Here is a 23864-nt window from a genome sequence, read left to right on the forward strand (position 1 = left end):
GGCGGGGCCGGAGGCGCCGGCGGCGGGGGCAGCGACCCGTTCGGTGGCTACCGCGGCGCTGCGAGCGCCGGCGACGACGACTTTGGGTTCGGCGACCTCGCCGGCGAGGCGGGTGGCGGCGAGACGACAGACTTCGATGTCGACCCCGACGGGTTCGAGTCCGAGATCGACCGGACCGACATCGGCATCAAGGGGCTCGACGACATGATCCTCGGCGGCGTCCCCAGCCGGTCGCTGCTGTCGGTTATCGGCGGTGCGGGGACTGGGAAGACGACGTTCGCGCTCCAGTTCCTCAACCACGCCCTCGAGTCGGGCGACAAGGGGATCTACATCACGCTCGAACAGACACGCGAGTCGATCCTCGACACGGCGGCGGAGAAGGGGTGGTCGTTCCGCGAGCACGCGGCCGAGGACCGCCTCGCCGTCGTCGCCATCGACCCCATCGAGATGGCGAATTCGCTGGCGTCGATCCGCAACGACCTCGTCCGGCTCATCGCCGAGTTCGACGCGGACCGGTTGGTGCTCGACTCCGTCTCGCTGCTGGAGATGATGTACGACCACCCCGCGAAGCGCCGCTCGGAGGTGTTCGGTTTCACGCGCTCGCTGAAGGAGGCGGGCGTGACGACGCTCCTCACCTCCGAGGCGAGCGAGGAGACGAAGTACGCGTCGCGGCACGGAATCGTCGAGTACCTCACCGACGCGGTGTTTGTGCTCCAGTACGTCCGCGGGTCGGACTTCCGCGAGACCCGCCTCGCCGTCGAGATCCAGAAGATCCGCGACGCCAACCACTCCCGCGAGACGAAGCCGTACGACATCACGGACACCGGCATCTCGGTGTACGACCAGGCGAACATCTTCTGACCGCGGCGAGCGGCCGCCGTCCGTGGACCAACGGAGTTCGGATCCAGCCGGACTAAGCGCCACGTATTCAGCAGCAACGACCCCCGAACCGGGCCTCACGCACCCGGGCCGCGCTCACGGCACACTCCATCCGGGTCGCGGACTCGCGCTTCGCCCGCAGCCGGCTGAGTCGACGGTAGAATTATGTAAGAGGGATGAGGGGCTCGATTATTGCCGTCAGTTCGCTCCTCTCAGAAACGTACCTCGGGAGCACGATTCTGGAGTACCTCCTGTTTTTTCCGTGCTGCTTCTCGGCGGCGTCCTCGGTCGGTCGCTGAGCTTCTTTTATGACCGCCGGTTACAGCAGACGGCCGAGGCCACGAAGACCGAGGTCGACGACATCATCCTCTACGCCTTGGGCCGCCCCGGCGTGCTGCTCGGTATCGTGTTCCGGGCGATCGCAGGACAGCGGATCCTCTCGCCGGCCGAGCCGCTGCGGACGGTCCTGAACGCGTCCGTCGAGATCCCGGTCGTCTTGACCGTCGCGTGGATCGCCGTCCGGCTGACGGACGGGTTGATCGACACATACCTCGTTGAGTACGTCGAGCGGACCGAGACCAAGCTGGACGACGAACTGGTTCCGATCGTCAGCCGCATCACCAACATCGCTATCGTGTCCATCGCGGGCGTCGTCATACTCGACTCCCTGGGATACGACGTCACGGCCGTTATCGCTTCACTTGGGGTGGCCGGCGTAGCTATCGCGTTCGCCTCTCGAAAGACGATGGCCGATATCTTCGGCGGCGCACACATCCTCACGACGAAGCCGTTCCTGATCGACGACATCGTCGACGTGGACGGGACGACCGGAACCGCCGAGAGCATCGGCCTCCGGACGACGCGCATCCGCGAGTTCGACGGGCGACTGATCACCCTTCCGAACTCGACGATCGCGAACGCCGAGGTGCGCAACATCTCCTCGGAACCGACCTGACGCGTCAAGACGTTCCTCGGCCTGTCGTGCGACACCGCCCCGACTGAGATGGACGCCGCGATCGACTTGGCCACCGAGACGGTGAACTCCGTGGACGGCGTCGACACGAAAGAGACCGGCGCGTGGTTCTGGGACTACGGCGAGTCGTCGATGGAGATCAGGCTCGAGTATCACGTCGACGACCTCGACCGCTGGAAGGAGGTGCGGAGCACGGTGAACCACGAGATCCAGCGGGCGTTCTGGGACGCCGGGTACGAGATGGCGTTCCCGACCAGGACGGTCCGCGTGGAACAGGACGGAGAGAACAGCGTCGTGGCGGGTCAAGGCGGCGCCGAGGGGGACTGATCGAGTACCGCGGATTCCCGGCCCACGGCGGTTACTCGTCCGTCCCGCAATCTGGGCAGTCTCGGAATCACACTCTCCGAGACGCCTCCTCGAGGATAGGCGAGAGACACGAGGACTCGGCTTCGGACGCGACGGCCTCCGCGAATCGAACCGGAAGCAGACGCGCTCGCTGCGCGCGACTCAAGGGTTCAATTCCGCTGGCATACCTGCGGCTCGAGGAGTTGCTCGCCGCAGGAATACACCGTCCGGGAGTCCCGTGAGCGGAGCGAACGGGACAACGGACGGGGCACGAACGGAGTGAAGTGCACCGTCCGGGAATTGAACCCGGGCTATTAGCTTGGGAAGCTAATGTCCTACCACTGGACCAACGGTGCTCGAATCGAACTACCCGACCGTCCCACTTCAACGTAGCGTTTCGGCGGGCGTGCCGCGACCGGGCCCCCGAGTGCCGCGAGCCACACGCTTAAGCCGCCGCCGACAGTGTCGCGTCCATGACCGACGACGCAGCGGACGGAGCGCGGACGGACGGAGTCGACGCGGTCGAGCGCGTGCGCGAGCGGAGCGCCGAGCTCGCCCCGGCCCTCGGCGCAACTTGGACAGACGACGATCCGTGGCGCTTCCTCACCGACCTCACGGCGATCGGGAGCCGGATGGCCGGCAGCGAGGGCGAGCGGCGGGCCGCCGACCTCGTCGCCGATGCCTTCGAGCGCGCGGGGCTTGCGGACGTTCACACGGAGGCGTTCGACCTGCCGGCGTGGGAGCGCGGGTCGGCGTCGCTCGACGTGACCGTCTCGGGGCGTGACGGCGAGCCGACCACGCGGTCGTTCGAGGCGCTGGCGCTCCCGTACTCGCCCGCGGGGAGCGTCTCGGGCGAGCTCGTCGACGTGGGGTACGGCACCCCGTCGGAGATCGACGAGCGCGACGTGGCAGGCCGGATCGCGGTCGCCTCGACGACCACGCCGTCCGGCGGGCGGTTCGTCCACCGGATGGAGAAGTTCGGCTACGCGATCGACTCCGGCGCGGTCGGCTTCGTGTTCGTCAACCACCTCGACGGGCAGCTCCCGCCCACCGGGTCGCTCACGTTCGGTGAGGAGGCCGAGGCGGTCGCCGTCGGCGTCTCGAAGGAGACCGGCGCGTGGCTCCGGGAGTACGCGGTCGGGGGCGAGGGGAGCAGACCGGCCGACGCGGGCGCGGTCGCGCAGGTCGAGCTATCGGTCGAAGCGTCGACGACGCCCGGCGAGAGCCGAAACGTCGTCGGGACGACCGGGCCGGACACCGACGAGCGCGTCCTTCTGCTCGCCCACTACGACGCTCACGACATCGCGGAGGGTGCGCTCGACAACGGCTGCGGCATCGCGACGGTCGCGACCGCGGCAGAGATTCTCGCGGGCGCGGACCTCCCGATCGGTGTCGATGTCGTCGCGGTCGGGGCCGAAGAGGTCGGCCTGCTCGGCGCGGAGCACCTCGCGGAGCAGGTGGACCTCGACCGCGTGAAGGGCGTGGTCAACGTCGACGGCGCGGGGCGGTTCCGCGACCTGGTCGCGCTCGCGCACGCCTCCACGGCGGCCGCGTCGGTCGCCGAGGCGGTGTCGACCGCGACGCGCCAGCCGATCGAGGTCGACGCGCAGCCGCACCCGTTCTCCGACCAGTGGCCGTTCGTGCGCCGCGGCGTGCCGGCGCTCCAGCTCCACAGCGACTCCGGCGACCGCGGGCGCGGCTGGGGGCACACCCACGCGGACACGCGAGACAAGGTCGACGACCGGAACATCCGGGAGCACGCGATGCTCGTTGCCCTGCTCGTCGCCGAGTTCGCGTCCCCCGAGCGCGACCTCCCCCGGCTGGACCGCGATGAGCTCGCGGCCGCGTTCCATGAGGCCGACTTCGAGACCGGGATGCGCGCCGCCGACCTCTGGCCGGCGGACTGGGACTGAGCGGGACGCCGTCACCCAATCCCGATTGCTCTGTTACTCCAGATCTGCGTCCGGCGTCGCGGGCGGGAGTCGCTTATGCGCGGTCGCGCGGTGGCGGCCCAGCAGGTCCGCGACGAGGGCGCGGTCTACGTCAGCGAGCGCGGCGGTCTCGGAACCCTGATCGTCGCTGCCGTCGCCGCCGTCATCAGCCGCGTCTCCGTCGGCTTCGGCGACAGCGGCCGCGATCCCCTCGGTGACCGACTCCGGGTCCAGCCCCAGATCGACGCCGAGGTGGAGGACGGGGTCGACTACCTCGTAAGGGGCCCCGAGGTCGTCCGCGTCGCGCTGTCCCGGCAGGAATCCGGCGGTCGGCGACTTTTCGACGACGAACTCCGGCACGTCGAGCGCCGCCGCGAGCGCCCGCACGTCAGTCTTGTAGAGGTGGCCGAGCGGGAACAGGTCGGCCGCGCCGTCGCCGTGTTTCGTCAGGTAGCCCAAGAGGAGCTCGCTCCGGTTCGCGGTGCCGCAGACGAGGCGGTTCGTCGCGTTGGCGGCGAGGTAGGCCACCGTCATCCGGAGCCGGGCGACCGCGTTGCCCGACCGGACCGGCTCGTCGTGGAGGTCGAACCGGTCGGGGACGACCGCCCCAAACTGCGCGAACAACGGCTGGAGGTGGACCGTGTCGTGTTCGACCCCCAGCGCTTCCGCGAGCGCCTCGGCGTCGCGGGCGTGGGGCGCGCCGATCTTGTTACACGGGAGGACGAGGCCGTACACGCTGTCGGCACCGAGCGCCTCGACCGCGAGCGCCGCCGTCACCGTCGAGTCGAGCCCGCCGCTCATGTTCACCACGACGCCGTCCGCGCCAGCGGCGTCGACCCGCTCGGCGACGAACGACCGGGCTCGCTCGCGCTCGACCTCCGGATCCCGGTGCGGAAGCAACGAATGAGGGGAGGGATCGCTCTGCGCGGCCTCCCGATCGTCCGTCGACGTTGCGTTCGCCGTTCGCTCGGAAGCGGCTCTCTCGCCCGCGTCGAAGGCGGAATCGGGGTCAGTCATCACCATTCCCCGGTCGGTTCGCCCGGTGCGCTCGACCGTCCGGCGACGGGTCTCTCTCGCTTCGCGGAGCGCCGATGCGCCCTCGGGACCGATCGCAAGCGTCGCGTTGAATCGTCATCAGTCGCCCGCCGCTTCCAGTCGTGCCGGTAAATACCTGCGGTGTGGATCGTATAAGGAATTGGTACAATTATATTCATTCGTCGTCTGATTCCGATTCCCGTCCGACAAGCGATTCTTCATACGATTCAAAACCCACGAAACTGTCAAAAGTGGTTGTTCCCGGGAAAGAATACCGTGTGTTAGTAACCGTAGCGAGTTAGAAAAACCGAACGTTTAGAAAGTACGCTAGAAAGTATGTTTCTAATAATATAATGACGTTATATACGAACATTTATGAGTTTAGTAGCTGTAATACTGTCCATGTCCGATATCCAGCTGAGTTCGAGTCAGGACCGCGTGCTCACCGCGCTCGTGAACCTCGCCGAGGGGCGCGACGCGCCGGTACAGGGCCGCGAGATCGCGGACGCTATCGATCGCAACGCCGGGACCGTTCGGAACCGGATGGGGAGCCTTCGCACGCTCGGCCTCGTCGAGGGAGTCGCCGGGCCCGACGGCGGTTACATCCCCACCGACGCGGCGTACGACGCGCTCGGCATCGAGCGCCTCGACGACGCCGCGACGACGCCGGTCGAGCGCGAGGGCGCTCCCGTGGAGGACGTCACTGTCGCGGAGATAGACCTGTCGAGCGTCGCGAACCCCGAACTGTGTCGGGCCGAGCTCGTGATCCGCGGATCGGTCGGGCCATTCGACACGGGCGACCACGTCACCGTGGGGCCGACGCCCGCGACCGGGCTGCGCCTCTCGGGGACGGTGGACGCGACCAACGTCGACGGCAACACTCTCCTCGTCCGCGTCGACGGCATGGAGACCCCCGCGAGCGGGTCGGCCGCCTGAGCAGCAGCCGCCCGACGGCCCAAGCGGCGTCGGATCGCCGGCTCACTCACTTTTCGTCGAATGCATCGAACAGCCTGTCGCGGACCGCGCCGGTGGCGGCCGCGGCGTGACGCGCGTCTCGATGTCGCTCTCCGAAGGCCACGCGAGCGCTCTCGGCAGCCTCGGGGTCGACGTCGAACTCGACGTCGGGGTACGTCACGTCCCACAGCACGAGCGGTTCGGGCGGCGCGGGACCGACGCCGCGGTCGCCCGAGATCGGCTCGGGAGCGAGCAGGCGGTCGATCCACTCCGGCTCGGCAGTACCGCGACCGACAGCCCGAGCCGCGGCGACGATCCGGCGGACCAGCGCGCGCGGGAAGCCGCCGGCCGCGACCTCGACGACGAGCGTGTCGCCCTCGCGCGTCGCCCGCGCGTCGAGGTCGCGAACCGTCCCCGTCTCGTCGGTCGTTAGATTGTGGAAGTCGTGCTCGCCGTCGAACCGCGCGAGCGCGGCCCGGAGCCGCTCGTCGTCGACCGCGTGTTCCGGGTCTCGACACGCGGACTCTGTGGTCCCGCTCGCGCCGGCCTTGGGCGCGTAGAGGTGGTAGCGGTACGTTCGGCGGACCGCGTCGTGGGTCGCGTGAAACTCCGCGGCCACGTCGGCGGCGGCCCACGCGCGGACCGACCCGGGGAGGTGGCCGTTGAACGCGCGCGGCGTGAGCCATGCCGGCGCCTCGAAGGCGACGGTCTGGGCGACGGCGGAGACGCCGGCATCGGTCCGGCCCGCGGCGGCGTAGCCGGGGGGCGTGGCGTGCGTCGGGCCGTCGCCGGGGTCGACGATCCCGTGGTCCGCGAGTGCGCCGAGGAGGTCGTCGGCGACGGTGTGCGCGTGGGGCTGTCGCTGGAAGCCGGCGTACTTCCGACCGTCGTACGCGACCCGGAAGGCGCGCGTGACCGTCTCCGCGCCGCCCGATGCGTCAGTCACTGGGCGTCGTCCGCGTCATCGCCGTCCGCCTCGCCGCTGGCTGCCTCGCCGCCGTCCGCGTCGGGCGTCTCGGCCGGGGGATCCGTCGCTTCGGGGTCGGCCATCGGAACGGTCACGACCGGCACCGACGCGACGCGCACGACCTTCTCGGTCACGCTGCCGAGGAGGAGCCGGCGGATGCCCTGTCGGGTGTGGCTCGGCATGATCACGATGTCGGCGCCGCCGTCGATCGCGTTCTCGATCACGTCCAGCGGCTCGCCGCGGACGACGTCGCCGACCACCTCGACGCCGGCGGCCTCCAGTTCGGCGGTCACGGCCTCCACCCGCTCGGCGGCCGCGTCGGCGAGCCGGTCGGAGAACGCCCCCGATCGCGGGCCGGCGAGGGTGTCGGCCGCGGTGTCGGCGGCCGAGACGACCCGGACGGTCGCGTCGTAGCGCTCGGCGAGGCTGGCCGCGTGCGGAATCGCGTCGTTCGCTTCACCGCCGGGCGCCACGGGGAGGAGGATCTCGTCGTACATGTGCGGTACTGCTCGCGCCCGGTGGAAAACGATACCGGCCGTCGGCGCCGCGGGATAACGGGCGTCAGAGCCCGAGCGCGTCGAGCAGGTCGAACCCGACGCCGGCGTAGCCGACGAGTTTGAAGCCGAGGTAGATGCCGACGATCGCCATCACGCCCGGCAGCTCCGGGGGCGCGGGAATCGGCACGCGGAGGAAGGCGAACAGCGCGCCGACCGTCACCCCGACGATGAGCGCGGCGACGGTCAACACCGGGGTCGAACTCATGGCGACGACTCCGCGGCGTTCGTTGATGAGCGCGGTGTTCGCGGTCGGGGACGGCCCGCGCGGATGGGCAAGGTTTTCCGACGGGCGTCCCTCCCCGAGAACATGGCACGAGAGGTTTCCGACCCCGATAACCCGCAGGTGACGCTTCAGACCAACCACGGCGACATCGTCGTCGAACTGTTCGCCGAGCGCGCGCCGAAGACGGTCGAGAACTTCCTCGGCCTGGCGCGCCACGACCCCGCCGCCGACGCGGAGCCAGCGCCGGAGACGAACACGTGGGAGGACCCGAAGAGCGGCGAGGTCCGCGGCGACTCGCTGTACGAGGGGATCGTCTTCCACCGTGTCATCGACGACTTCATGATCCAGGGCGGCGACCCGATGGAGAACGGCCGCGGCGGCCCCGGCTACCAGTTCGACGACGAGTTCCACGACGACCTCACCCACGACGGACCCGGCGTCCTGTCGATGGCGAACTCCGGCCCGAACACGAACGGCTCGCAGTTCTTCATCACGCTGGACGCGACCCCGCACCTCGACGGCAAGCACGCCGTCTTCGGCCAGGTGATCGACGGGATGGACGTCGTCGAGGAGATCGGCGGCGTGCCGACCGGCCGCAACGACGACCCCCGAGAGGCCGTCGAGATCGAGCACGTCGACATCGACGAGTAACGACCTCGAACACGGCTGCGGGCGCGGCCTCGGTCGATCCGCTCGGCTCCGGGCGAGATGCGACCGGGGCGTATCGGTCGCGTGCGCTACCGTCGCACGCTGCGGGGAGTTGAGAAGAGTTAAATTGTCCCCGACGTAAGCAGGAAACGCGCTCGGTTGGTGTAGTCCGGCCAATCATGTTGGCCTTTCGGCGGACGCGGCGCTTCGGCGCCGGTTCGGAAGTCAGCCGACGACCAGGGTTCAAATCCCTGACCGAGCATCCACTCTCACACCGCGAGCGGTCAGCTTCTCGTTCGGTCCGAAGGGGAAGAATCACTTTCCTCGGTGACGACCGTCACGTATGACCGACCGATCCGACGACGGGAGCCACGCTGCTGGCGGCGATCACGGGCGCGACGGCGACGACCGTCGCATCGAGACTCGCGCGATCCACGCCGGACAGGAGCCCGACCTGGAGACGGGCGCGCTGATGACGCCGATCCACGCGAACTCCACCTACGAGCAGGACGGGCCCGGCGAACACCGCGGCTACGAGTACAGCCGGACCGGGAACCCGACGCGCACCGACCTCGAGGCGAACCTCGCCTCGCTGGAGTCGGGCAGCCACGCGCGCTGTTTCTCTTCGGGGATGGGCGCGATCAACACGGTGCTCAACCTGCTGTCTGCGGGCGACCACGTCGTCGCCGGCGACGACGTGTACGGCGGCACGCACCGGATTCTCACGCAGGTGTACGACGAGTACGACATCGACACCACGTTCGTCGACACGACCGACCACGACGCGGTCCGAGACGCGATGCGCGAGGAGACCGAGCTGGTCTGGGTGGAGACGCCGACGAACCCCCTGATGAACGTCAACGACATCGGCGCGCTCGCCGGCATCGCCCACGAGCATGACGCGCTCTGCGCGGTCGACAACACCTTCGCGACGCCGTACCTCCAGCGCCCGCTCGAACACGGCGCGGACATCGTCTCCCAGTCGCTGACGAAGTACCTCGGCGGGCACTCCGACACCATCGGCGGGGCCCTCATCGTCGACGACGCGGACCTAGACGAGCGGCTAGGGTTCTACCAGAACTCCGTCGGGGCGACGCCGGGCCCCTTCGACGCCTTCCTCGTCCTCCGCGGGACGAAGACGCTCCCCGTCCGGATGGACCGCCACTGCGAGAACGCGATGGCGCTCGCCGAGTGGCTGTCGGCGCACGACGCGGTCGACCGCGTCTACTACCCGGGGCTGGAGTCGCACCCGGACCACGAGCTGGCGGCCGCGCAGATGGACGACTTCGGCGGCATGCTCTCGTTCGAGCTGGACGGCACCCTCGAAGAGGCGTCGACGGTCGTGAGCGAGACGGAGGTGTTCACGCTCGCGGAGTCGCTCGGCGGCGTCGAGAGCCTCATCGAGCAGCCGGCGGCGATGACGCACGCCGCCATCCCGCGGGAGGAACGGCTCGCGGCCGGGCTCACGGACGGGCTGATCCGGGTGTCGGTCGGGATCGAGCACGTCGACGACATGAAGGCCGACCTCCAGGCGGCGTTCGACGCGGCGCTGTCGTAACCCGTTCTGCCCGGCCGCCGCGGTCGCGTCCCGTTCCGGGCGACTGACACCATTTTTGTCGACGCCGACGAGACTGCCCGTATGAGCGACCCGGACGTCCTGATACTTCGACAGACGATCCACGGACTCGGCCCCGACGAACTGGCGGCGGCGGTCCGCGAGCGGCTCCCGGACGCCGCGGTGGCGCGAGCGCGCACGCCGGCCGAGGAGCGAGAGCTGATCCGCACCGCGCGGGTGGCGGTCGGCCTCACCATCGACGAGGAACTGCTCGCGGTCGCCGAGGAGCTGGAGCTGTTCGCCTGCGTGTTCGCGGGGACCGGGCACCTCCCGCGCGACCTGCTCGACGACCACGGCGTCGCCGTGACGAACGCGTCCGGCGTCCACGGGCCGAACATCGCCGAGCACGTCGTGGGCTCGATGATCGCGCACGCGAGACAATTCCACCGGGCGTACCGCCAGCAGTCCCGGCGCGAGTGGCGCACCTACGAGACGACCGAGGTGTACGGCTCGACGGTGGCCGTGGTCGGACTCGGCGCCATCGGGCGCGCGGTCGTCGATCGGTTGGCGTCGTTCGAGGTCGAGACGGTCGGGGTGCGCTACTCCCCCGAAAAAGGTGGTCCGACCGACGAGGTGTACGGGTTCGACGAGTTCCACGAGGCCGTCGCAGACGCCGAGTACGTCGTGTTGGCGTGCCCGCTCACCGAGACGACCCGGGGACTCGTCGACGCTGACGCGCTCCGGACCATGCGGCCCAACGCCGTCCTCGTCAACATCGCGCGCGGGCAGGTCGTCGACACCGACGCTCTAGTGACCGAACTCCGGAACAATCGCATCCGCGGCGCGGCGCTCGACGTCACCGACCCGGAACCGCTCCCCGAGGACCACCCGCTGTGGGGACTGTCGAACGCGACGATCACGCCCCACAACGCCGGGCACACGCCCGAGTACTACGAGCGCGTCGCGGAGATCCTCGCCGACAACGTCGCGCGGCTGGAGTCCGGTGACGAGCTCCGTAACCGCGTGGTGTGAGTCGGATACGGCGTCGCTTCAGCCGTAATCCGTCTAAGTATATAGTAGTATATAGCAGAAATAACGTTCTATCTATCGCCTCAAAATCGCGCTTTCACGCCGTCTAAAGCGTTAGTTGAAACGAGATTCATACGAATTCTCCGGGCGGTATATATTTTGATCAAAATTAAGTTGTTTCGCTCCGGAGCGTGGGGTATGGAAACGCGGAAGGTCCAGGTCACCGGCGGTTCGACGTATACGGTCTCGATTCCGAAGACGTGGGCGACCGACAACGACGTCGAGGCCGGGACGGAGATCGAGTTCCACCCCGACGGCGACTCGCTGTTCCTCACGCCCCGATCGGAGGAGGAGCGGACGCGGGGGACGCTCGACATCTCCGACCTGAGCGGGCAGGCCCTCCAGCGGGCGGTGACGACGATGTACGTCAGCGGCTTCGACGTTATCGAACTGGAGGCCGCCGAGATCTCCACCGAGCAGCGGTCGACGATACGCGACGCGGTCCAGAGCCTCGTGGGACTCGAAGTGTTGGAGGAGACGCGCGACCGCGTTGTCGTCCAGGACCTGCTCGACTCCTCCGAGCTCTCGATCCACAACGCGGTCACGCGGATGCGGCTGATCTCGCTGTCGATGCTCGAAGACGCGCTCACCGCGCTCACCGAGCGCGACCACGACCTCGCGCGCGACGTGATCGGTCGCGACGACGACCTCGACCGGCTCTGGCTCGTCGTCTCGCGGATCTTCCGCGCGACGCTGCGGACGCCGAAGGCCGCCGAGGAGCTCGGCCTGCCCCGCGAGGAGTGTTTCGACTACCACTCCAGCGCCCGGCAGCTGGAGCGGATCGGCGACCACGCGACGAAGATCGCGCACCTGACGCTGAACATCGACGACCCGCTCCCCGACGACGTCGTCGAGGCGGTCAACGACCTCCACGGCGACGCGGTTGAGGTGATCGACACCGCGATGGACGCGCTGTTCGACGACGACACCGACGCCGCGACCCGCCGGGCGAACGAGGCGCGAACCGGCGTCAGGGCGATCGACGAGCGCGTCCGGTCGATCGACGAAGTCCTCCGGGACCTCGACCCCACCCGCGCGCAGCTGCTCGGGCTCGTCGTCGACTCCGTCCTCCGCTCGGCCGACTACGGCGGGAACATCGCCGAGACGGCACTTCAGAAGGCCGCGCCGACGCCGTGAGGGGAGTCCGCGAACGGATCGCTCGCCGACTGCCCGAGCGCCGGCGGCTCGCGATCGCCGGAGGTATGATCGTCCTGCTTCTCGCGCTCGTCGTCGCCAGCGGGGCCGCGTACTTCGCCGCCGGGCATGGACCGGACGCGGACGCGGTGGCGGCGGTCGAGGCGGACCCGAACGTCACCGTCAAGCGGACGGCGCTCGGCACCGCGGTCCGCGACGGACCGGTGACCGATTCGACCGTCGGGCTCGTCTAATACCCCGGCGCGCGGGTCGCTCACGAGAGCTACGCTCCCACCGCCGCGGACGTCGTCGCCGCGTCCGACCGCGTCGGGCTCGTCGTCGTCGCGGAGATGCCATTCAACCTCGCCGTCCTCGCGCCGGACCGTGCCGACCGCGTGCGCGAGCGTTACACGGCGGTCGGCGTCTGGGCCGGCGGCGGCCACTCGCTCGGGGGTGCCATGGCCTGTCAGCACGCGGCCGACCACGCCGCGGCGTACGACGCGCTCGTGCTCCACGCCGCGTACTGCGACCGCGACGTCTCCGACAGCGGCCTCGACGTCCTCTCGGTGCTCGGCGGCGCCGACGGCCGTGATCGACGCCGAGCGGGAGCGCGCGTCTCGGTCGAACCTCCCGGCGGACGCCCAGATCGTGGAGCTCGACGGGGTCAACCACGCTGGGTTCGGGGCCTACGGGCGGCAGCGCGGCGACGATCCGGCGTCGCTGTCGCCCGATGCCAGCCGGGAGGCGGTCGGGAACGCGACCGGGACGTGGCTCGACGAACGCGTCGGGGCGGGTCCCAGCCCGTGGCAGTCCGTCTCGCCGCGCCCGTCGTTGCCGCGTGAGCGGGTTTTTTGAGCGCGCTCCCACGAGGTGATCGCATGCCAGAGATCGAACTCGGCGTGCCGCGGGGCGTCATCGAGTCGCTCCCGGAGGAGGAGGGGACCGCCGAACAGGACATGCGCCGCGCCATCGCGGGGATCCAGTCGCGACTCAACGAGGCGCTCGACGAGGCGGACCCGGACGAGGCGGCCGAGGTCGTCGCCGACGCGGTCGAGCGCATGGAGTCGCAGGCCAGCACCTATCACGAGTTCGTCCCGGAGCTGCGCGCGTGGGGGCAGTCGCCGATCTACGCGATCGCGTGGCGGAACCTCTACCTCGAACTCATCGGCCAGCTGTACGACCACGAGTGGCTCGCCGACGACCTCGACCGCGAGCGCAACTTCCGGCTGGTCGAGGACGGCATCCGGCTGTCCGACCTGTAGCCGGCGTCGGTCCGACGCAGTCCAGCCGGGGCTTCCCTGCGACCGCGGCCTTTTGCGCCCGCGACTGTCTCGTGGTCGTCGTTTTTGACGGTCGTCAGCTTCTGCGGCCGGCCGCTTTTAACTCGCCGCGACCCGACATACGGGTATGGAACTGGAACTGCGGTTCTTCGCGACCTTTCGCGAGGCTGCCGGCGGGAAGACGGTGAACGCGGAGTTCGCCGACGACTCGACGGTCGGCGACGTGCTGCGGGAGCTGGAGTCGACGTACGAGGGAATGGACGGGCGGCTGATCGTCGACAGTGACCTCGCCCCGCAGATCAACGTCCTGAAGAACGGTCGCGAGGTGCTCCACCTCGACGGACTCGACACCCCAATGGCGGACGGCGACCGGCTCTCCGTGTTCCCACCGGTCGCGGGAGGAACATGAGCGACGACGGATCGCCGCCCGCGGAGGAGGCGATCGGCGACGCGAGCGCGGAGGCGGCCGACCTTCCTCCCGCCGAGGACGGCTGGGAGCGGGAGACGGTGGCGTACCGCGGCATTTCCCGGCGGCTCGCCGCCCATTACCTGCGGAACCTCGGGGGCGAGTTGGTCGGGACCGACGACCCGGCGGCGGCGACCCGCGTGGACGGCGACGGCTGGCGGGCGACCCTCAGCGCCGAGACGGTGACCGCGGCGGCCGCCATCACGCTCACCGAGGTGACCGCCGAGTTCGCCGGCGACCCCGACGCGCTCGCGGAGTTGCTTCCGAAGTACCGGCAGAAGGCCATGCGCGCCGGCGGGTGATGTCCGACGACGGTCTGACCGGTGGCTCCGGGGACGATTCCGACGACGCTGCGACCGGAGACTCCGGAGACGGTGCGGACGACGATCGGGAGGTCGGATCGTATCCGATCGGGGGGACCGCACTGGTGAAGGCGACCGCACTCGCGAGCGTGCCCGCCGGTCGTCTCCCGGCGCTGCTCGCGCGCGTCCAGGCGGATCTCGGTCCCCGAATCGAGGCGTATCGCCGGCGGTACGAGCGGGTGGCGGCCGAGTCGGACCGCGAGGCGTTCCTCGTCGAGCCCGACCACTGGGACGATGTCGCGGACCGGATCGGGCTCGCCGGCCGCGAGCGCGACGCCGTGGTCCGCGCACACGAGGCGACGGTCGAGCGGATCGGCTCGGTGTGCGGCCGCCGCGAGGAGTTCGAGACCGCCTTGGAGATCCGATCGTGCGTGGTCATCGGCGTCGGCGAGGACGCGGCCGGCGACGAGAGAACCGACTGAAGTGGGTCGCAACCGGCCCGGCGTCGGGCACGGGAGTCGCTTCACCACCGACGCCTTTTCCTGCCCCAGCGCGGACGTGCTCCCATGCGATTCGCTCGACTGCTCACGCCCGACGGCCCTGTGGCCGGTCGCTACGTCGACGGCGCGGTCGTCGCCGACGACGGCCGCTACGAGGTCGGTCGCGACGGGCGGCTGCTCCCCCCGTGTGAGCCCAGCGCGCTGTACTGCGTCGGCCGGAACTACGCGGCGACGCTCGACCAGATGAAGTACGAGCGGCCGGACGAGCCGGACTTCTTCATTAAGCCCCCGACAAGTCTGCTCGCGCACGGCGAGCCGCTCCGCTACCCCGAGTGGACCGACGAACTGACCTACGCCGGCGAGCTGGTCGCCGTGATCGGCGAGCGCTGTTTCGACCTCGCTCCCGCGGACGTGCCGGAGGTCGTCCGCGGCTACACGATCATGAACGACGTCGACGCGTTAGACCAGCAGGGCCGGACCGCGCGGAAAGCGTTCGACGGGTCCGCGCCGCTGGGGCCGTGGATAGAGACCGACGTCGACCCGACGAACCTCGACGTCGAGACGACGGTCGGCGGGGAGGAGCGCCAGGACGCCAACACGGAGCTGATGTTGTTCGGTCCGCACGAGGTGGTGTCGTATCTCTCAAAGCGGTTCACGTTCGAGCCCGGCGACTGTGTCGCGTTCGGCAGCCCGGCGAATCCCGGGCTCGTTGAGCCGGGAGAGCGCGTCGAAATCACCTACGAGGGCGTGGGCACGCTCTCGAACCGCGTCGTCGCGCCCGGCGCGGAGTGACGCCCTCGGGGTTGGTTGGACGCGCGCCGGTCGGACGGATGTCGGTCGGCCTCAGTGGTTCCCGGGTCCGCTGTCCCCGGCGCTCGCGTCGTCGATCCGGTCGTTCGCGGTCGTCAGCGCCGCCTCGTCGCCGGTGCGAACGTACGTTCCGACGGCGTCGGCCGCCTCTACGAGGGCGTCCGCGGTCGCGGGCGGCACGTCGCCCCCGAGCGCGTCGACGCGCGCGACGCGGTCGCGGAGGCGCTCAAAGGCGTCGCGAGCGGGGCCGACTCTGGTCTCCGGGCGGTCCCCGTCGACGGTGACGGCTCGGGCCTCGTCCGGGTCTTCCTCGGTTTCGCTCCGGTTGGCTCGGGCTTCGAGTTCGTCGAGGAAGTCGAGCGCGTCGCTCCGGTACGCCTCCACCGCGCGTACGGCGGCCATTCCCCGGGCCTCGCGGAGCGCGCTCGGGACTCCGTCCGTCGCGGGCCGGTCGCCGTCGTCGGCGCGGGCGAGCAGGGCGAGGAGGTACTCGCGGTCGGCGTCGGTGGGGTCCCGGAGTCGTTCGAAGCAGTCGACGGCCTCCAGCAGCTCGCGGGCAGCGAGGTACGTCTCGTCGAGCGGGGCGAGCCGCCCGCCGTCGATGAACCCGCGCTTCCGGCAGTACTCCCGGAGGTCGGACTGGAGCTCGTCGACTCCCGATCGGGGGAGCGTGTCAGGGGCGTCCCCGAAGCGCTCGCGGTGGGCGGCGAGGTCGAGCGCGACGGGCGCGTCCGTGTGCGCGGTCCGGGCGTCGACGCCGACGCTGCGCAGGTTGCCGCAGCTCGGACACGCGACCGAGCCCGTCTCGTAGTACGACCACCGCGCGCCGCAGGACTGGCACTCGCGTTCGCCGCGGACTTTCATACGGGTCGGTTCGTCGCGTCCGCCCTAAACGACTGCGGGTCGGTGCCACCGAACTCGGCTGCGTGGTTCGGTCGCCGGGAGTCCGGGTACCAGCCTATTTCACTCTATCCGGCCAATGCTCCACATGGACTGGCACGCCGTCGACGCGCTCGACCGCGCGGTCGACGCGACCCGCCGATTCCTCTTCCCCTTCGAAGCGGTCCGATGGGCGAAGCTCGCGTTCCTCGCGCTCGCGATGGCGGGCGGGGGGATCGGCGCGTCTCGCGCCACGATATCGCCGCTCGACACCTCGACAATCGGGGTCGGTGCTCCGACGCTCGGACTGGGTGCCTCGGCGGTCGGATTCGATGTTTCGACAGGCGGGTTCAGTGCGTGGGCGGAGTCAGTTTCGCCGCCACCCGAGTCGACACCGTCGGCTGCTGGTGCGCTGGCGCAGGCATTCGGAGGGGTCGTGACGTCCGGGCTCGACCGCCTCGTCGGACTGAACGAGACGCTGCTCGTCGCGATCTCGGTCGTGACGCTACTGGTCGCGCTCGCGTTCCTCGTGTGTTCGTTCGCGTTTCGGCTCGCGTTTTACGACGCCCTCGCCACGGGGGAGGTCGTACTCTGGCGTCCATTTCGCTCCCGGTTTCGACAGGCGGTGGGGTTGCTTTCGCTGCTCGCGGGGATCGGGATCGTCGTCGCGACACCGGTGGTCGCGTTCGTCGTCGCCGTCGGGTCCGCGTCGACGGCTACCGGTGGTTCCGCGTCGGTACCCGTACTGACCGTGTCGGCCGGCTTCCCTCCGGATGTCAAGGGAACCGTAACCGTCGCGCTCGCCGCGGTCGGAGTCGTGGTGACGCTGGTCGGCGCCGCCGGCTCCCGCCTCACGTTCGAGTTCGTCGCGCCGGCGATGGTCGCTCGCGATCTGGGGGTGATAGACGGGTGGCGAGCGGTCTGGACATCGCTCCGGGGCTCGTGGAGCAACGTCGTCGCGTACCTTCTCGTCCACGCCCTCGTCGCGACGGGCGTCAGGATCGTCTTGGTCCTCGCCGTCGCGTTCGTCTCGGTTGTCGTTGCCGCGGCTGGATCCATCGCGGTCCTCTTCGTGGCGGTTCCACTCGGTGGGGTCGAGGCGGTGTTCGCGACGACCGCCGGGTCGGTCGTCTTCGCGGCCGTGCTCGTCGGTTCTGTCGTCTCGGTCGTGGCCGTGACGCTCCCCGTACGGCTGGTGACGCGAACGTACCTGACTGCGTATGAGGTCTCGGCGCTCGCCGGCATCGACCCGGAGTTGGCTCCGCTCGCACCGTCGGTCGCGGCGGAACGCGGGGCAGCGTCCACCGGCGGTGGGTGAGTCTCCATCTAGGATTCCCTCGGGTGTGAGTGAGGTGTGGTCTGTTTGGGTGGGATGTGCGCTTGTATGTGTGAGGTGTGCGTCTGTGTGAGCCGCCGTCGTACGGGGATCGGCCCCGCTGACGATCGTCAAATGTCGAATCATCTGTTCGACACCATCGGATAGCTTTTTACTCCGTTCACCAATGGAGAGAGACATGGGACTAGATGACGACGCGCGGGAGTACCACCGACAGGAGCCGCCCGGAAAGATCGAGATCGAGACGACGAAGCCCACGAACACGCAGCGCGACCTCTCGCTGGCGTACTCGCCGGGCGTCGCCGCGCCGTGCCGCGACATCGCGGCCGACCCCGAGTCCGTCTTCGAGTACACGGCCAAGGGGAACCTCGTCGCTGTCGTCTCGAACGGATCGGCGGTCCTCGGACTCGGCGACATCGGCGCTGCCGCCTCGAAGCCGGTCATGGAGGGGAAGGGGGTGCTGTTCAAGCGCTTCGCCGACATCGACGTCTTCGATATCGAGCTCGACATCGACTCCGTCGACCCATTCTGCGAGGCCGTGAAGGCGATGGAGCCGACGTTCGGCGGGATCAACCTCGAGGACATCAAAGCGCCCGAGTGCTTCAAAATCGAGGAGCGCCTCCGCGAGGAGATGGACGTCCCGGTGTTCCACGACGACCAGCACGGCACCGCTATCATCTCCGGCGCGGCGCTGATGAACGCGGTCGACATCTCGGACAAGGACCTCTCGGAGCTGGAGATCGTCTTTTCGGGTGCCGGCGCGTCCGCCATCGCGACGGCCCGGTTCTATGTCTCGCTCGGCGCGCGCAAGGAGAACATCACGATGTGCGACTCCTCGGGGATCATCACCGAGGAGCGCGTCAAGGCGGGTGAGGTCAACGAGTACAAGAGCCAGTTCGCCAGCCCGGTGGAGGGCGGCGACCTCGCGGACGCCATGGAGGGAGCGGACGTGTTCGTCGGCCTCTCCGTCGGCGGCATCGTCTCCCAAGAGATGGTCCGTTCGATGGCGGCCGACCCGATCATCTTCGCGATGGCGAACCCCGACCCCGAGATCACCTACGAGGACGCGAAGGCCGCGCGCGACGACACGGTGATCATGGCGACGGGCCGGTCGGACTACCCGAACATGGTGAACAACGTGCTCGGGTTCCCGTTCCTGTTCCGCGGGGCGCTCGACGTGCGCGCGACCGAGATCAACGAGGAGATGAAGGCGGCCGCCGCGGAGGCGCTGGCAGACCTCGCGCGCAAGGACGTGCCGGACGCGGTGGTGAAGGCGTACGGCGACGACCCGCTCCAGTTCGGGCCGGACTACGTCATCCCGAAGCCGCTCGACCCCCGGGTGCTGTTCGAGGTCGCGCCGCGCGTCGCGGAGGCTGCGATGGAGTCCGGGTCGGCCAGGGCCGAGATCGACCTCGAGCAGTACCGGGAGCGGCTCGAGGCGCGACTCGGGAAGTCCCGCGAGATGATGCGGGTCGTGCTGAACAAAGCGAAGAGCGATCCGAAGCGGATCGCGCTGGCGGAGGGCACCGACGAGAAGATGATCCGCGCGGCATACCAGCTCTCCGAGCAGGGGATCGCGGAGCCGGTGCTGCTCGGTGACGCAGACACTATCTCGCAGACTGCGGCGGAGCTCGGGCTCTCGTTCCGCCCGCAGGTGGTCGACCCAGACAATCGAGACGTCTCTGGCTATGGGGAGCGGCTGTACGAGCTCCGCAAGCGGAAGGGGATCACGAAACGCGAGGCGAACGACCTGGTCAAACGCGACACAAACTACCTCGCCAGCGTGATGGTCGAGACCGGCGACGTCGACGCGATGCTCACCGGGCTTACCCATCACTACCCGTCTGCGCTCCGTCCCCCGCTCCAGATCGTCGGGTCCGCGGCGGACACCGACACCGTCGCCGGCGTGTACATGCTCACGTTCAAGAATCGGGTCATCTTCTGTGCGGACACGACGGTCAATCAGGACCCGGACGCGGAGACGCTGGCGGAGGTCACGCGACACACGGCGGACCTCGCGCGGCGGTTTAACGTCGAGCCGCGCGCGGCGATGTTGTCGTACTCGAACTTCGGGAGCGTCGACAACAAGGGGACGCAGAAGCCGCGCGACGCGGTCGACATCCTCCAGTCCGATGACGGAGTGGACTTCCCGGTCGACGGTGAGATGCAGGCCGACACCGCGGTCGTCGATGACATCCTCAACGGAACGTACGAGTTCTCTCAGCTCGACGAGGCCGCGAACGTCCTCGTGTTCCCGAACCTCGAGGCTGGGAACATCGGGTACAAACTCCTCCAGCGGCTCGGCGGCGCCGAGGCGATCGGACCGATGCTGGTCGGCATGGACGAGCCGGTTCACGTGCTACAGCGGGGCGACGAGGTGAAAGACATCGTCAACCTCGCCAGCGTCGCCGTCGTGGACGCGCAGGAGTAGGCGGCCAGAGACGTTACGGGTCCGCCTGCTCGCGAACTCCGTGCGTTCGACCGGACATCAGTTTTCGTCGCTCGTACCCATTCATTACGATACCGTCCGTGAACCTATTATCCCGTAGTCTTGTCCGTCACGCGGCGCAGTTTTGCGTGGAGAGACACACCGTGTTTCCGGTGAAAGCGGGTGTGCTGGCTGGGGGTGGCTCCGCTATGGTCGGCCAAATTCTATTTGTGACCGGATTAGAACAACAGGATTTATATGTTATTTCAGAGTAAAGCTCGCCAAGCGAATTGAGCGAAAGCTCGCCAAGCCTGTACGATGTTTCACCGGAAGCCCGTGACACGTCGGCGGCTCGTAATTCATCGTGAGCACATATTTCACCGGAAACCCGGTCTCTCCCGGCCGGCAGTACCGCACACAGCTTCCACCGAACACCTCGTTTCCGGTGAAACGTCGTCTTCAGGCGTCTCTGGCCGGCCGTTCGTCGAACCTTCTCTTCGTCCACGTCGTCACCATCGCTGCGCGCTTTCCGACACGCGTTTCTAGTCTCATGTCCTCCGTGTGCCCACTATCACTCGACCCCGTCTTGTGTCGAATAAACCCCCGATTACTCCGTTATCGGCCGCTCGTTCGCCGTTCCTCCTCATCGCTCTTCTGGCTCTATTGCTTCTCTGCCTATCGATTCCAGCCGATTGCTTCCGACCGACGATCCGCTGTGAATCCCACCCGATTCCCCCGACCTCTCAGCGACCGCCCTCAGACACCCCCCGGCCATTCATCCTTTCACCGGAAACACGGTGTGTGTCTCTCTTCACTGACCTCCATCTCGAGCCGCCCCGGGCGCCACCGCGAAACAGAACGCATTTCACCGGAAACCCGGTGTCTCTCTCATGGACGCAGCGGACGACCTCTTCACGAGGGAGGACCCCATCTTCTCGAACAAGGAGCTCCTCGAGATCAGCCACTTGCCGGGCGAGGGACGCATCGTCGGCCGAGACGACGAGATCGCCGACTTGGCGACCGCCGTTAACCCAGCCATCTTCGGGCAGAGCCCGAGCAACGTGCTCATCTACGGAAAGACGGGCACCGGGAAGTCGCTGTGTGCGAAGTACGTCTCCAAGCGGCTCGTCTCGACCGCCAGCGAAGAAGGCGTCACGGCGACGTTCGCGTACGTCGACTGCGCGCAGGACACCACTGAGACCCAGGCGGTCCAAACGATCGCCGAGGGCGTCAACGACCCGGACGAGACCGGTATCAACGTCCCCGACAAGGGTCTCTCCACCTCGACGTACTACAAACGCCTTTGGCGCATCCTCGACCAGCGGTACGACGTCGTCCTGATCCTCCTCGACGAGATCGATAAGCTCGACGACGACGCCATCCTGATGCAGTTGTCTCGCGCGGGCGAGGCCGGGAAGATCACCGACTGTAAGTTGGGCGTCGTCGGGATCAGTAACAAGATCCAGTACAAAGACCGGATGGACGAGCGCGTGAAATCGAGCCTCTGTGAGCGGGAGTTCGTCTTCCCGCCGTACGATGCCAACCAGCTCCGCGAGATCATGCAAGCGCGCGCGGACGCCTTCCACGACGACGTCCTCGAACCCTCGACGATCCCCCGCGCCGCCGCGCTCGCCGCCCGCGAACACGGCGACGCGCGCAAGGCTATCGACATCCTCCGCTACGCCGGGGAGATAGCGCAGGCCAACGGCGAACCCACAGTTCGCGAGGAGTTCGTGACACAGGCGCGAGAGCGAGCAGAGACCGACCGCTTTCGAGAGCTCATCCGCGGGTCCACGCCCCACTCCAGGTACGTGCTTCAGGCGCTCGCGTTGCTGTCGCTCTCGAACGGGCGGCAGGACGGGTTCCGAACGAGTCGCGTGTACGAGATATACGAGAACATCTGCCGACAGGAGGGCTCCGACAGTCTCTCGCTGCGGCGTGTCCGCGACCTGTTAAAAGAGCATGCGTTCTTGGATATCATCGAACAGTCGAAACACAGCGGCGGCAGCGCGGAGGGGAGCTACACGAAACACCAGCTCCTCGAGGATCCGAGCGTTGTCAAGGAAGTCCTCACCGAAGACGACGCCGAGTCGTAATCGACCCGTCACCGGCACTCCACACCGAGCGTCGACCGATCGCCACTACTCCTGGACCGTCCGAAACCGGGCATCGTTCCGCTTCCGAGACGAGGTCACCGAACAGACCGATCGATGCGAACGCGTCAGCCGAGCAGCCCGAGCCCTTCGATGCGCTCGACGATCTCCTCGACCGCCTCCTCGGCGTCGTCCGTCCGCTTGCCGCCGGTGATTACGATCTTCCCGCTCCCGAAGAGCAGGATTACGACCTCCGGTTCGTCCATCCGGTAGACGAGGCCCGGGAACTGCTCGGGCTCGTACTCCACGTCCTCTAAGCCGAGACCGATCGCGAGGGCGTTGAGGTTGAGGTTGTGTCCGAGATCCGCGCTCGAGACGATGTTCTGAACGGTGATCTCAGGGTCGTCTTCGACCGGGATCTGGAGACCGCGGAGCTTCTCGAAGATGATCCCAAGCGCCTCGTGGACGTCGTCGATGCTCTTCGCGCCTGTACAGACGATCTTCCCCGAGCGGAAGATCAGTGCGGCCGCCTTCGGCTCCTGCGTGCGGTAGACGAGTCCGGGGAAGTTGTCGGGGTTAAAATCCGCACCCGGGAGGTCCTCCGCGAGCGCCTCCAAATCGAGCTCCTGACCGATACCTGTCGATGCAACGACGTTCTGAATCTCGATCGAGTCTGCAGGGTTCGTCATCGTTCGCTTTTATATGTGGCCCCCTCCCTTATAAACGCCCGTGGTATAAACGGCCGGTCTCCTCCACCGCGTCTCTCCGACTTCTCTCGCGCACGCACGAGACTACCAGATACAGAGCGATTTCAATGACCGTCATCTGACAATTCGGCCCGTCGAGGCTTCCAGTCGAGTCGCTTGATGGATTCGTTCGCACTAACGGCTCCGCTCGCCGTAGCCGTTCACATTCGCCCGGGACGGTCCATGAAACCGCATGACGTGGGGCAGACAGTTCGACGGGGTTAAATACAACCCGGGCATTCGAATGAATGCGAAGAGCCCCCGACGCGGGGGCACCGACAGGCCGCCGACGCGGCCGGTCGAAGCGTTCCGACGTGCTTAAGTGTATAAGCCCGTTCGGTTGAAACGCGAAGAACGCACCGCGGACTCGGGCCGTTCAACTCGGCCCGGTTTCGCAGAGTCGGTTCATCCGACTCATCCGATGAGGATCACGCCCCCTGCGCTCCGGCGTAAGCGGTGATCTGATGTGAGCCGTGGTCGTTCGGTGTCATCCAAGTCGTTGGGTGGCCCGGACACCACACAGACCAATGCAATGGTGTGTCAACCCTCTTCACCGAGATTGACACCCGCCAACACCCCCTTCAGGCCGGGAATCAGGCCTGAAGGATATTCATTCCGGTTGATCCTGCCGGAGGCCATTGCTATTGGGATCCGATTTAGCCATGCTAGTCGCACGAGTTCAGACTCGTGGCGAATAGCTCAGTAACACGTGGCCAAACTACCCTTCGGAACAC

At 68.0% G+C, this 23864-nt stretch carries 23 protein-coding genes, 2 tRNA genes, 1 rRNA gene and 1 pseudogene; 20 read left to right on the top strand and 7 right to left on the bottom strand.

What is annotated here, in order from left to right; genetic code table 11:
* The 3 genes from ABNG04_RS17810 to ABNG04_RS17820 form a co-directional block, all read left to right on the top strand.
* The coding region (locus ABNG04_RS17810) for a KaiC domain-containing protein (RefSeq protein WP_371163654.1) at window positions 1-861 on the top strand (861 nt) is incomplete at its 5' end.
* A 280-nt stretch (window positions 862-1141) separates the two neighbouring features.
* Window positions 1142-1834, top strand: a complete 693-nt coding sequence (locus ABNG04_RS17815) for a mechanosensitive ion channel family protein (RefSeq protein ID WP_371163655.1) — start codon at window positions 1142-1144, stop codon at window positions 1832-1834.
* A 21-nt stretch (window positions 1835-1855) separates the two neighbouring features.
* Window positions 1856-2179 (top strand): hypothetical protein, encoded by a 324-nt coding sequence (locus ABNG04_RS17820; RefSeq protein ID WP_371163674.1) that lies wholly within the window; start codon window positions 1856-1858, stop codon window positions 2177-2179.
* 303 nt (window positions 2180-2482) lie between these two features.
* Here ABNG04_RS17820 and ABNG04_RS17825 read toward each other — a convergent pair.
* Window positions 2483-2553: transfer RNA gene (locus ABNG04_RS17825), tRNA-Gly, on the bottom strand.
* 117 nt (window positions 2554-2670) lie between these two features.
* On the opposite strand from ABNG04_RS17825, the gene ABNG04_RS17830 reads away from it, so the two are divergent.
* Window positions 2671-4110, top strand: coding sequence for a M28 family peptidase (locus tag ABNG04_RS17830; protein WP_371163656.1), 1440 nt, complete (start codon window positions 2671-2673; stop codon window positions 4108-4110).
* A gap of 33 nt (window positions 4111-4143) precedes the next feature.
* Here ABNG04_RS17830 and nadE read toward each other — a convergent pair whose 3' ends face one another.
* On the bottom strand, window positions 4144-5145 hold the full coding sequence (nadE, locus tag ABNG04_RS17835; protein ID WP_371163657.1) for an NAD(+) synthase: 1002 nt from the start codon (window positions 5143-5145) through the stop codon (window positions 4144-4146).
* A gap of 420 nt (window positions 5146-5565) precedes the next feature.
* Here nadE and ABNG04_RS17840 point away from each other — a divergent pair, with 420 nt between their 5' ends.
* Window positions 5566-6099, top strand: a complete 534-nt coding sequence (locus ABNG04_RS17840; RefSeq protein WP_371163658.1) for an Rrf2 family transcriptional regulator — start codon at window positions 5566-5568, stop codon at window positions 6097-6099.
* 46 nt (window positions 6100-6145) lie between these two features.
* Here the strand turns inward: ABNG04_RS17840 and truA are convergent, their stop codons facing one another.
* The 3 genes from truA to ABNG04_RS17855 form a co-directional block, all read right to left on the bottom strand.
* Window positions 6146-7063 (bottom strand): tRNA pseudouridine(38-40) synthase TruA, encoded by a 918-nt coding sequence (truA, locus tag ABNG04_RS17845; RefSeq protein ID WP_371163659.1) that lies wholly within the window; start codon window positions 7061-7063, stop codon window positions 6146-6148.
* Window positions 7060-7581, bottom strand: coding sequence for a universal stress protein (locus ABNG04_RS17850; RefSeq protein WP_371163660.1), 522 nt, complete (start codon window positions 7579-7581; stop codon window positions 7060-7062). Before ABNG04_RS17850 ends, truA begins: the two co-directional genes overlap by 4 nt.
* A 64-nt stretch (window positions 7582-7645) precedes the next feature.
* Window positions 7646-7846, bottom strand: coding sequence for a XapX domain-containing protein (locus tag ABNG04_RS17855; protein ID WP_371163661.1), 201 nt, complete (start codon window positions 7844-7846; stop codon window positions 7646-7648).
* Window positions 7847-7948: 102 nt separating this feature from the next.
* Here ABNG04_RS17855 and ABNG04_RS17860 point away from each other — a divergent pair, with 102 nt between their 5' ends.
* The 11 genes and pseudogenes from ABNG04_RS17860 to ABNG04_RS17910 all read left to right on the top strand — a co-directional run bounded on the left by ABNG04_RS17860 (window position 7949) and on the right by ABNG04_RS17910 (window position 15630).
* Window positions 7949-8515: a peptidylprolyl isomerase gene (locus ABNG04_RS17860; protein WP_371163662.1), complete on the top strand. Its 567-nt coding sequence runs from the start codon at window positions 7949-7951 to the stop codon at window positions 8513-8515.
* Between the two features lie 150 nt (window positions 8516-8665).
* A tRNA-Glu gene (locus ABNG04_RS17865) sits at window positions 8666-8774 on the top strand.
* 81 nt (window positions 8775-8855) lie between these two features.
* On the top strand, window positions 8856-10070 hold the full coding sequence (locus tag ABNG04_RS17870) for a cystathionine gamma-synthase (protein WP_371163663.1): 1215 nt from the start codon (window positions 8856-8858) through the stop codon (window positions 10068-10070).
* Between the two features lie 81 nt (window positions 10071-10151).
* Window positions 10152-11099, top strand: a complete 948-nt coding sequence (locus ABNG04_RS17875; RefSeq protein ID WP_371163664.1) for a D-2-hydroxyacid dehydrogenase — start codon at window positions 10152-10154, stop codon at window positions 11097-11099.
* Between the two features lie 195 nt (window positions 11100-11294).
* Complete coding sequence (locus ABNG04_RS17880; protein WP_371163665.1) at window positions 11295-12293, top strand: PhoU domain-containing protein; 999 nt, start codon at window positions 11295-11297, stop codon at window positions 12291-12293.
* 65 nt (window positions 12294-12358) lie between these two features.
* Window positions 12359-13132, top strand: a pseudogene (locus ABNG04_RS17885) (alpha/beta hydrolase).
* A 36-nt stretch (window positions 13133-13168) separates the two neighbouring features.
* Window positions 13169-13552, top strand: coding sequence for a DUF7971 family protein (locus tag ABNG04_RS17890; protein WP_094495131.1), 384 nt, complete (start codon window positions 13169-13171; stop codon window positions 13550-13552).
* 145 nt (window positions 13553-13697) lie between these two features.
* Window positions 13698-13979 (top strand): ubiquitin-like small modifier protein 1, encoded by a 282-nt coding sequence (locus ABNG04_RS17895; protein ID WP_371163666.1) that lies wholly within the window; start codon window positions 13698-13700, stop codon window positions 13977-13979.
* Complete coding sequence (locus ABNG04_RS17900; protein ID WP_371163667.1) at window positions 13976-14338, top strand: MoaD-like domain-containing protein; 363 nt, start codon at window positions 13976-13978, stop codon at window positions 14336-14338. Before ABNG04_RS17895 ends, ABNG04_RS17900 begins: the two co-directional genes overlap by 4 nt.
* Window positions 14338-14820 carry a DUF8048 family protein gene (locus ABNG04_RS17905; RefSeq protein WP_371163668.1) on the top strand — a complete coding sequence of 161 codons (483 nt, stop codon included), beginning with the start codon at window positions 14338-14340 and terminating at the stop codon, window positions 14818-14820. Before ABNG04_RS17900 ends, ABNG04_RS17905 begins: the two co-directional genes overlap by 1 nt.
* Before the next feature lie 84 nt (window positions 14821-14904).
* On the top strand, window positions 14905-15630 hold the full coding sequence (locus ABNG04_RS17910; protein ID WP_371163670.1) for a fumarylacetoacetate hydrolase family protein: 726 nt from the start codon (window positions 14905-14907) through the stop codon (window positions 15628-15630).
* A 51-nt stretch (window positions 15631-15681) separates the two neighbouring features.
* Here the strand turns inward: ABNG04_RS17910 and ABNG04_RS17915 are convergent, their stop codons facing one another.
* Entirely contained in the window at window positions 15682-16512 is an 831-nt protein-coding gene (locus ABNG04_RS17915; protein ID WP_371163671.1) for a DUF7117 family protein, read from the bottom strand.
* A 124-nt stretch (window positions 16513-16636) separates the two neighbouring features.
* Here ABNG04_RS17915 and ABNG04_RS17920 point away from each other — a divergent pair, with 124 nt between their 5' ends.
* From ABNG04_RS17920 to ABNG04_RS17930, 3 genes are all read left to right on the top strand, one after another.
* On the top strand, window positions 16637-17845 hold the full coding sequence (locus tag ABNG04_RS17920) for a DUF7544 domain-containing protein (protein WP_371163672.1): 1209 nt from the start codon (window positions 16637-16639) through the stop codon (window positions 17843-17845).
* Window positions 17846-18041: 196 nt separating this feature from the next.
* Window positions 18042-20294 (top strand): NADP-dependent malic enzyme, encoded by a 2253-nt coding sequence (locus ABNG04_RS17925; RefSeq protein WP_371163673.1) that lies wholly within the window; start codon window positions 18042-18044, stop codon window positions 20292-20294.
* An 887-nt stretch (window positions 20295-21181) separates the two neighbouring features.
* On the top strand, window positions 21182-22387 hold the full coding sequence (locus tag ABNG04_RS17930) for a Cdc6/Cdc18 family protein (protein ID WP_297889291.1): 1206 nt from the start codon (window positions 21182-21184) through the stop codon (window positions 22385-22387).
* A gap of 125 nt (window positions 22388-22512) precedes the next feature.
* Here ABNG04_RS17930 and ABNG04_RS17935 read toward each other — a convergent pair whose 3' ends face one another.
* Window positions 22513-23073: a TATA-box-binding protein gene (locus ABNG04_RS17935; protein ID WP_004046033.1), complete on the bottom strand. Its 561-nt coding sequence runs from the start codon at window positions 23071-23073 to the stop codon at window positions 22513-22515.
* A gap of 669 nt (window positions 23074-23742) precedes the next feature.
* On the opposite strand from ABNG04_RS17935, the gene ABNG04_RS17940 reads away from it, so the two are divergent.
* Window positions 23743-23864: ribosomal RNA gene (locus ABNG04_RS17940) — 16S ribosomal RNA — on the top strand; the annotation flags it as partial.

The sequence above is a fragment of the Halorubrum miltondacostae genome, from assembly GCF_041379815.1.
Lineage (GTDB): Archaea > Halobacteriota > Halobacteria > Halobacteriales > Haloferacaceae > Halorubrum > Halorubrum miltondacostae.

Coding starts and splice junctions, on each gene's coding strand:
- ABNG04_RS17905 (WP_371163668.1), top strand. CDS start 14,338: ATGTCCGACGACGGTCTGACCGGTGGCTCCGGGGACGATTCCGACGAC.
- ABNG04_RS17925 (WP_371163673.1), top strand. CDS start 18,042: ATGGGACTAGATGACGACGCGCGGGAGTACCACCGACAGGAGCCGCCC.
- ABNG04_RS17915 (WP_371163671.1), bottom strand. CDS start 16,512: ATGAAAGTCCGCGGCGAACGCGAGTGCCAGTCCTGCGGCGCGCGGTGG.
- ABNG04_RS17930 (WP_297889291.1), top strand. CDS start 21,182: ATGGACGCAGCGGACGACCTCTTCACGAGGGAGGACCCCATCTTCTCG.
- ABNG04_RS17840 (WP_371163658.1), top strand. CDS start 5,566: ATGTCCGATATCCAGCTGAGTTCGAGTCAGGACCGCGTGCTCACCGCG.
- ABNG04_RS17880 (WP_371163665.1), top strand. CDS start 11,295: ATGGAAACGCGGAAGGTCCAGGTCACCGGCGGTTCGACGTATACGGTC.
- ABNG04_RS17910 (WP_371163670.1), top strand. CDS start 14,905: ATGCGATTCGCTCGACTGCTCACGCCCGACGGCCCTGTGGCCGGTCGC.
- ABNG04_RS17850 (WP_371163660.1), bottom strand. CDS start 7,581: ATGTACGACGAGATCCTCCTCCCCGTGGCGCCCGGCGGTGAAGCGAAC.
- ABNG04_RS17830 (WP_371163656.1), top strand. CDS start 2,671: ATGACCGACGACGCAGCGGACGGAGCGCGGACGGACGGAGTCGACGCG.
- ABNG04_RS17920 (WP_371163672.1), top strand. CDS start 16,637: ATGGACTGGCACGCCGTCGACGCGCTCGACCGCGCGGTCGACGCGACC.
- ABNG04_RS17900 (WP_371163667.1), top strand. CDS start 13,976: ATGAGCGACGACGGATCGCCGCCCGCGGAGGAGGCGATCGGCGACGCG.
- ABNG04_RS17860 (WP_371163662.1), top strand. CDS start 7,949: ATGGCACGAGAGGTTTCCGACCCCGATAACCCGCAGGTGACGCTTCAG.
- ABNG04_RS17875 (WP_371163664.1), top strand. CDS start 10,152: ATGAGCGACCCGGACGTCCTGATACTTCGACAGACGATCCACGGACTC.
- nadE (WP_371163657.1), bottom strand. CDS start 5,145: ATGACTGACCCCGATTCCGCCTTCGACGCGGGCGAGAGAGCCGCTTCC.
- ABNG04_RS17895 (WP_371163666.1), top strand. CDS start 13,698: ATGGAACTGGAACTGCGGTTCTTCGCGACCTTTCGCGAGGCTGCCGGC.
- ABNG04_RS17935 (WP_004046033.1), bottom strand. CDS start 23,073: ATGACGAACCCTGCAGACTCGATCGAGATTCAGAACGTCGTTGCATCG.
- ABNG04_RS17890 (WP_094495131.1), top strand. CDS start 13,169: ATGCCAGAGATCGAACTCGGCGTGCCGCGGGGCGTCATCGAGTCGCTC.
- ABNG04_RS17870 (WP_371163663.1), top strand. CDS start 8,856: ATGACCGACCGATCCGACGACGGGAGCCACGCTGCTGGCGGCGATCAC.
- ABNG04_RS17855 (WP_371163661.1), bottom strand. CDS start 7,846: ATGAGTTCGACCCCGGTGTTGACCGTCGCCGCGCTCATCGTCGGGGTG.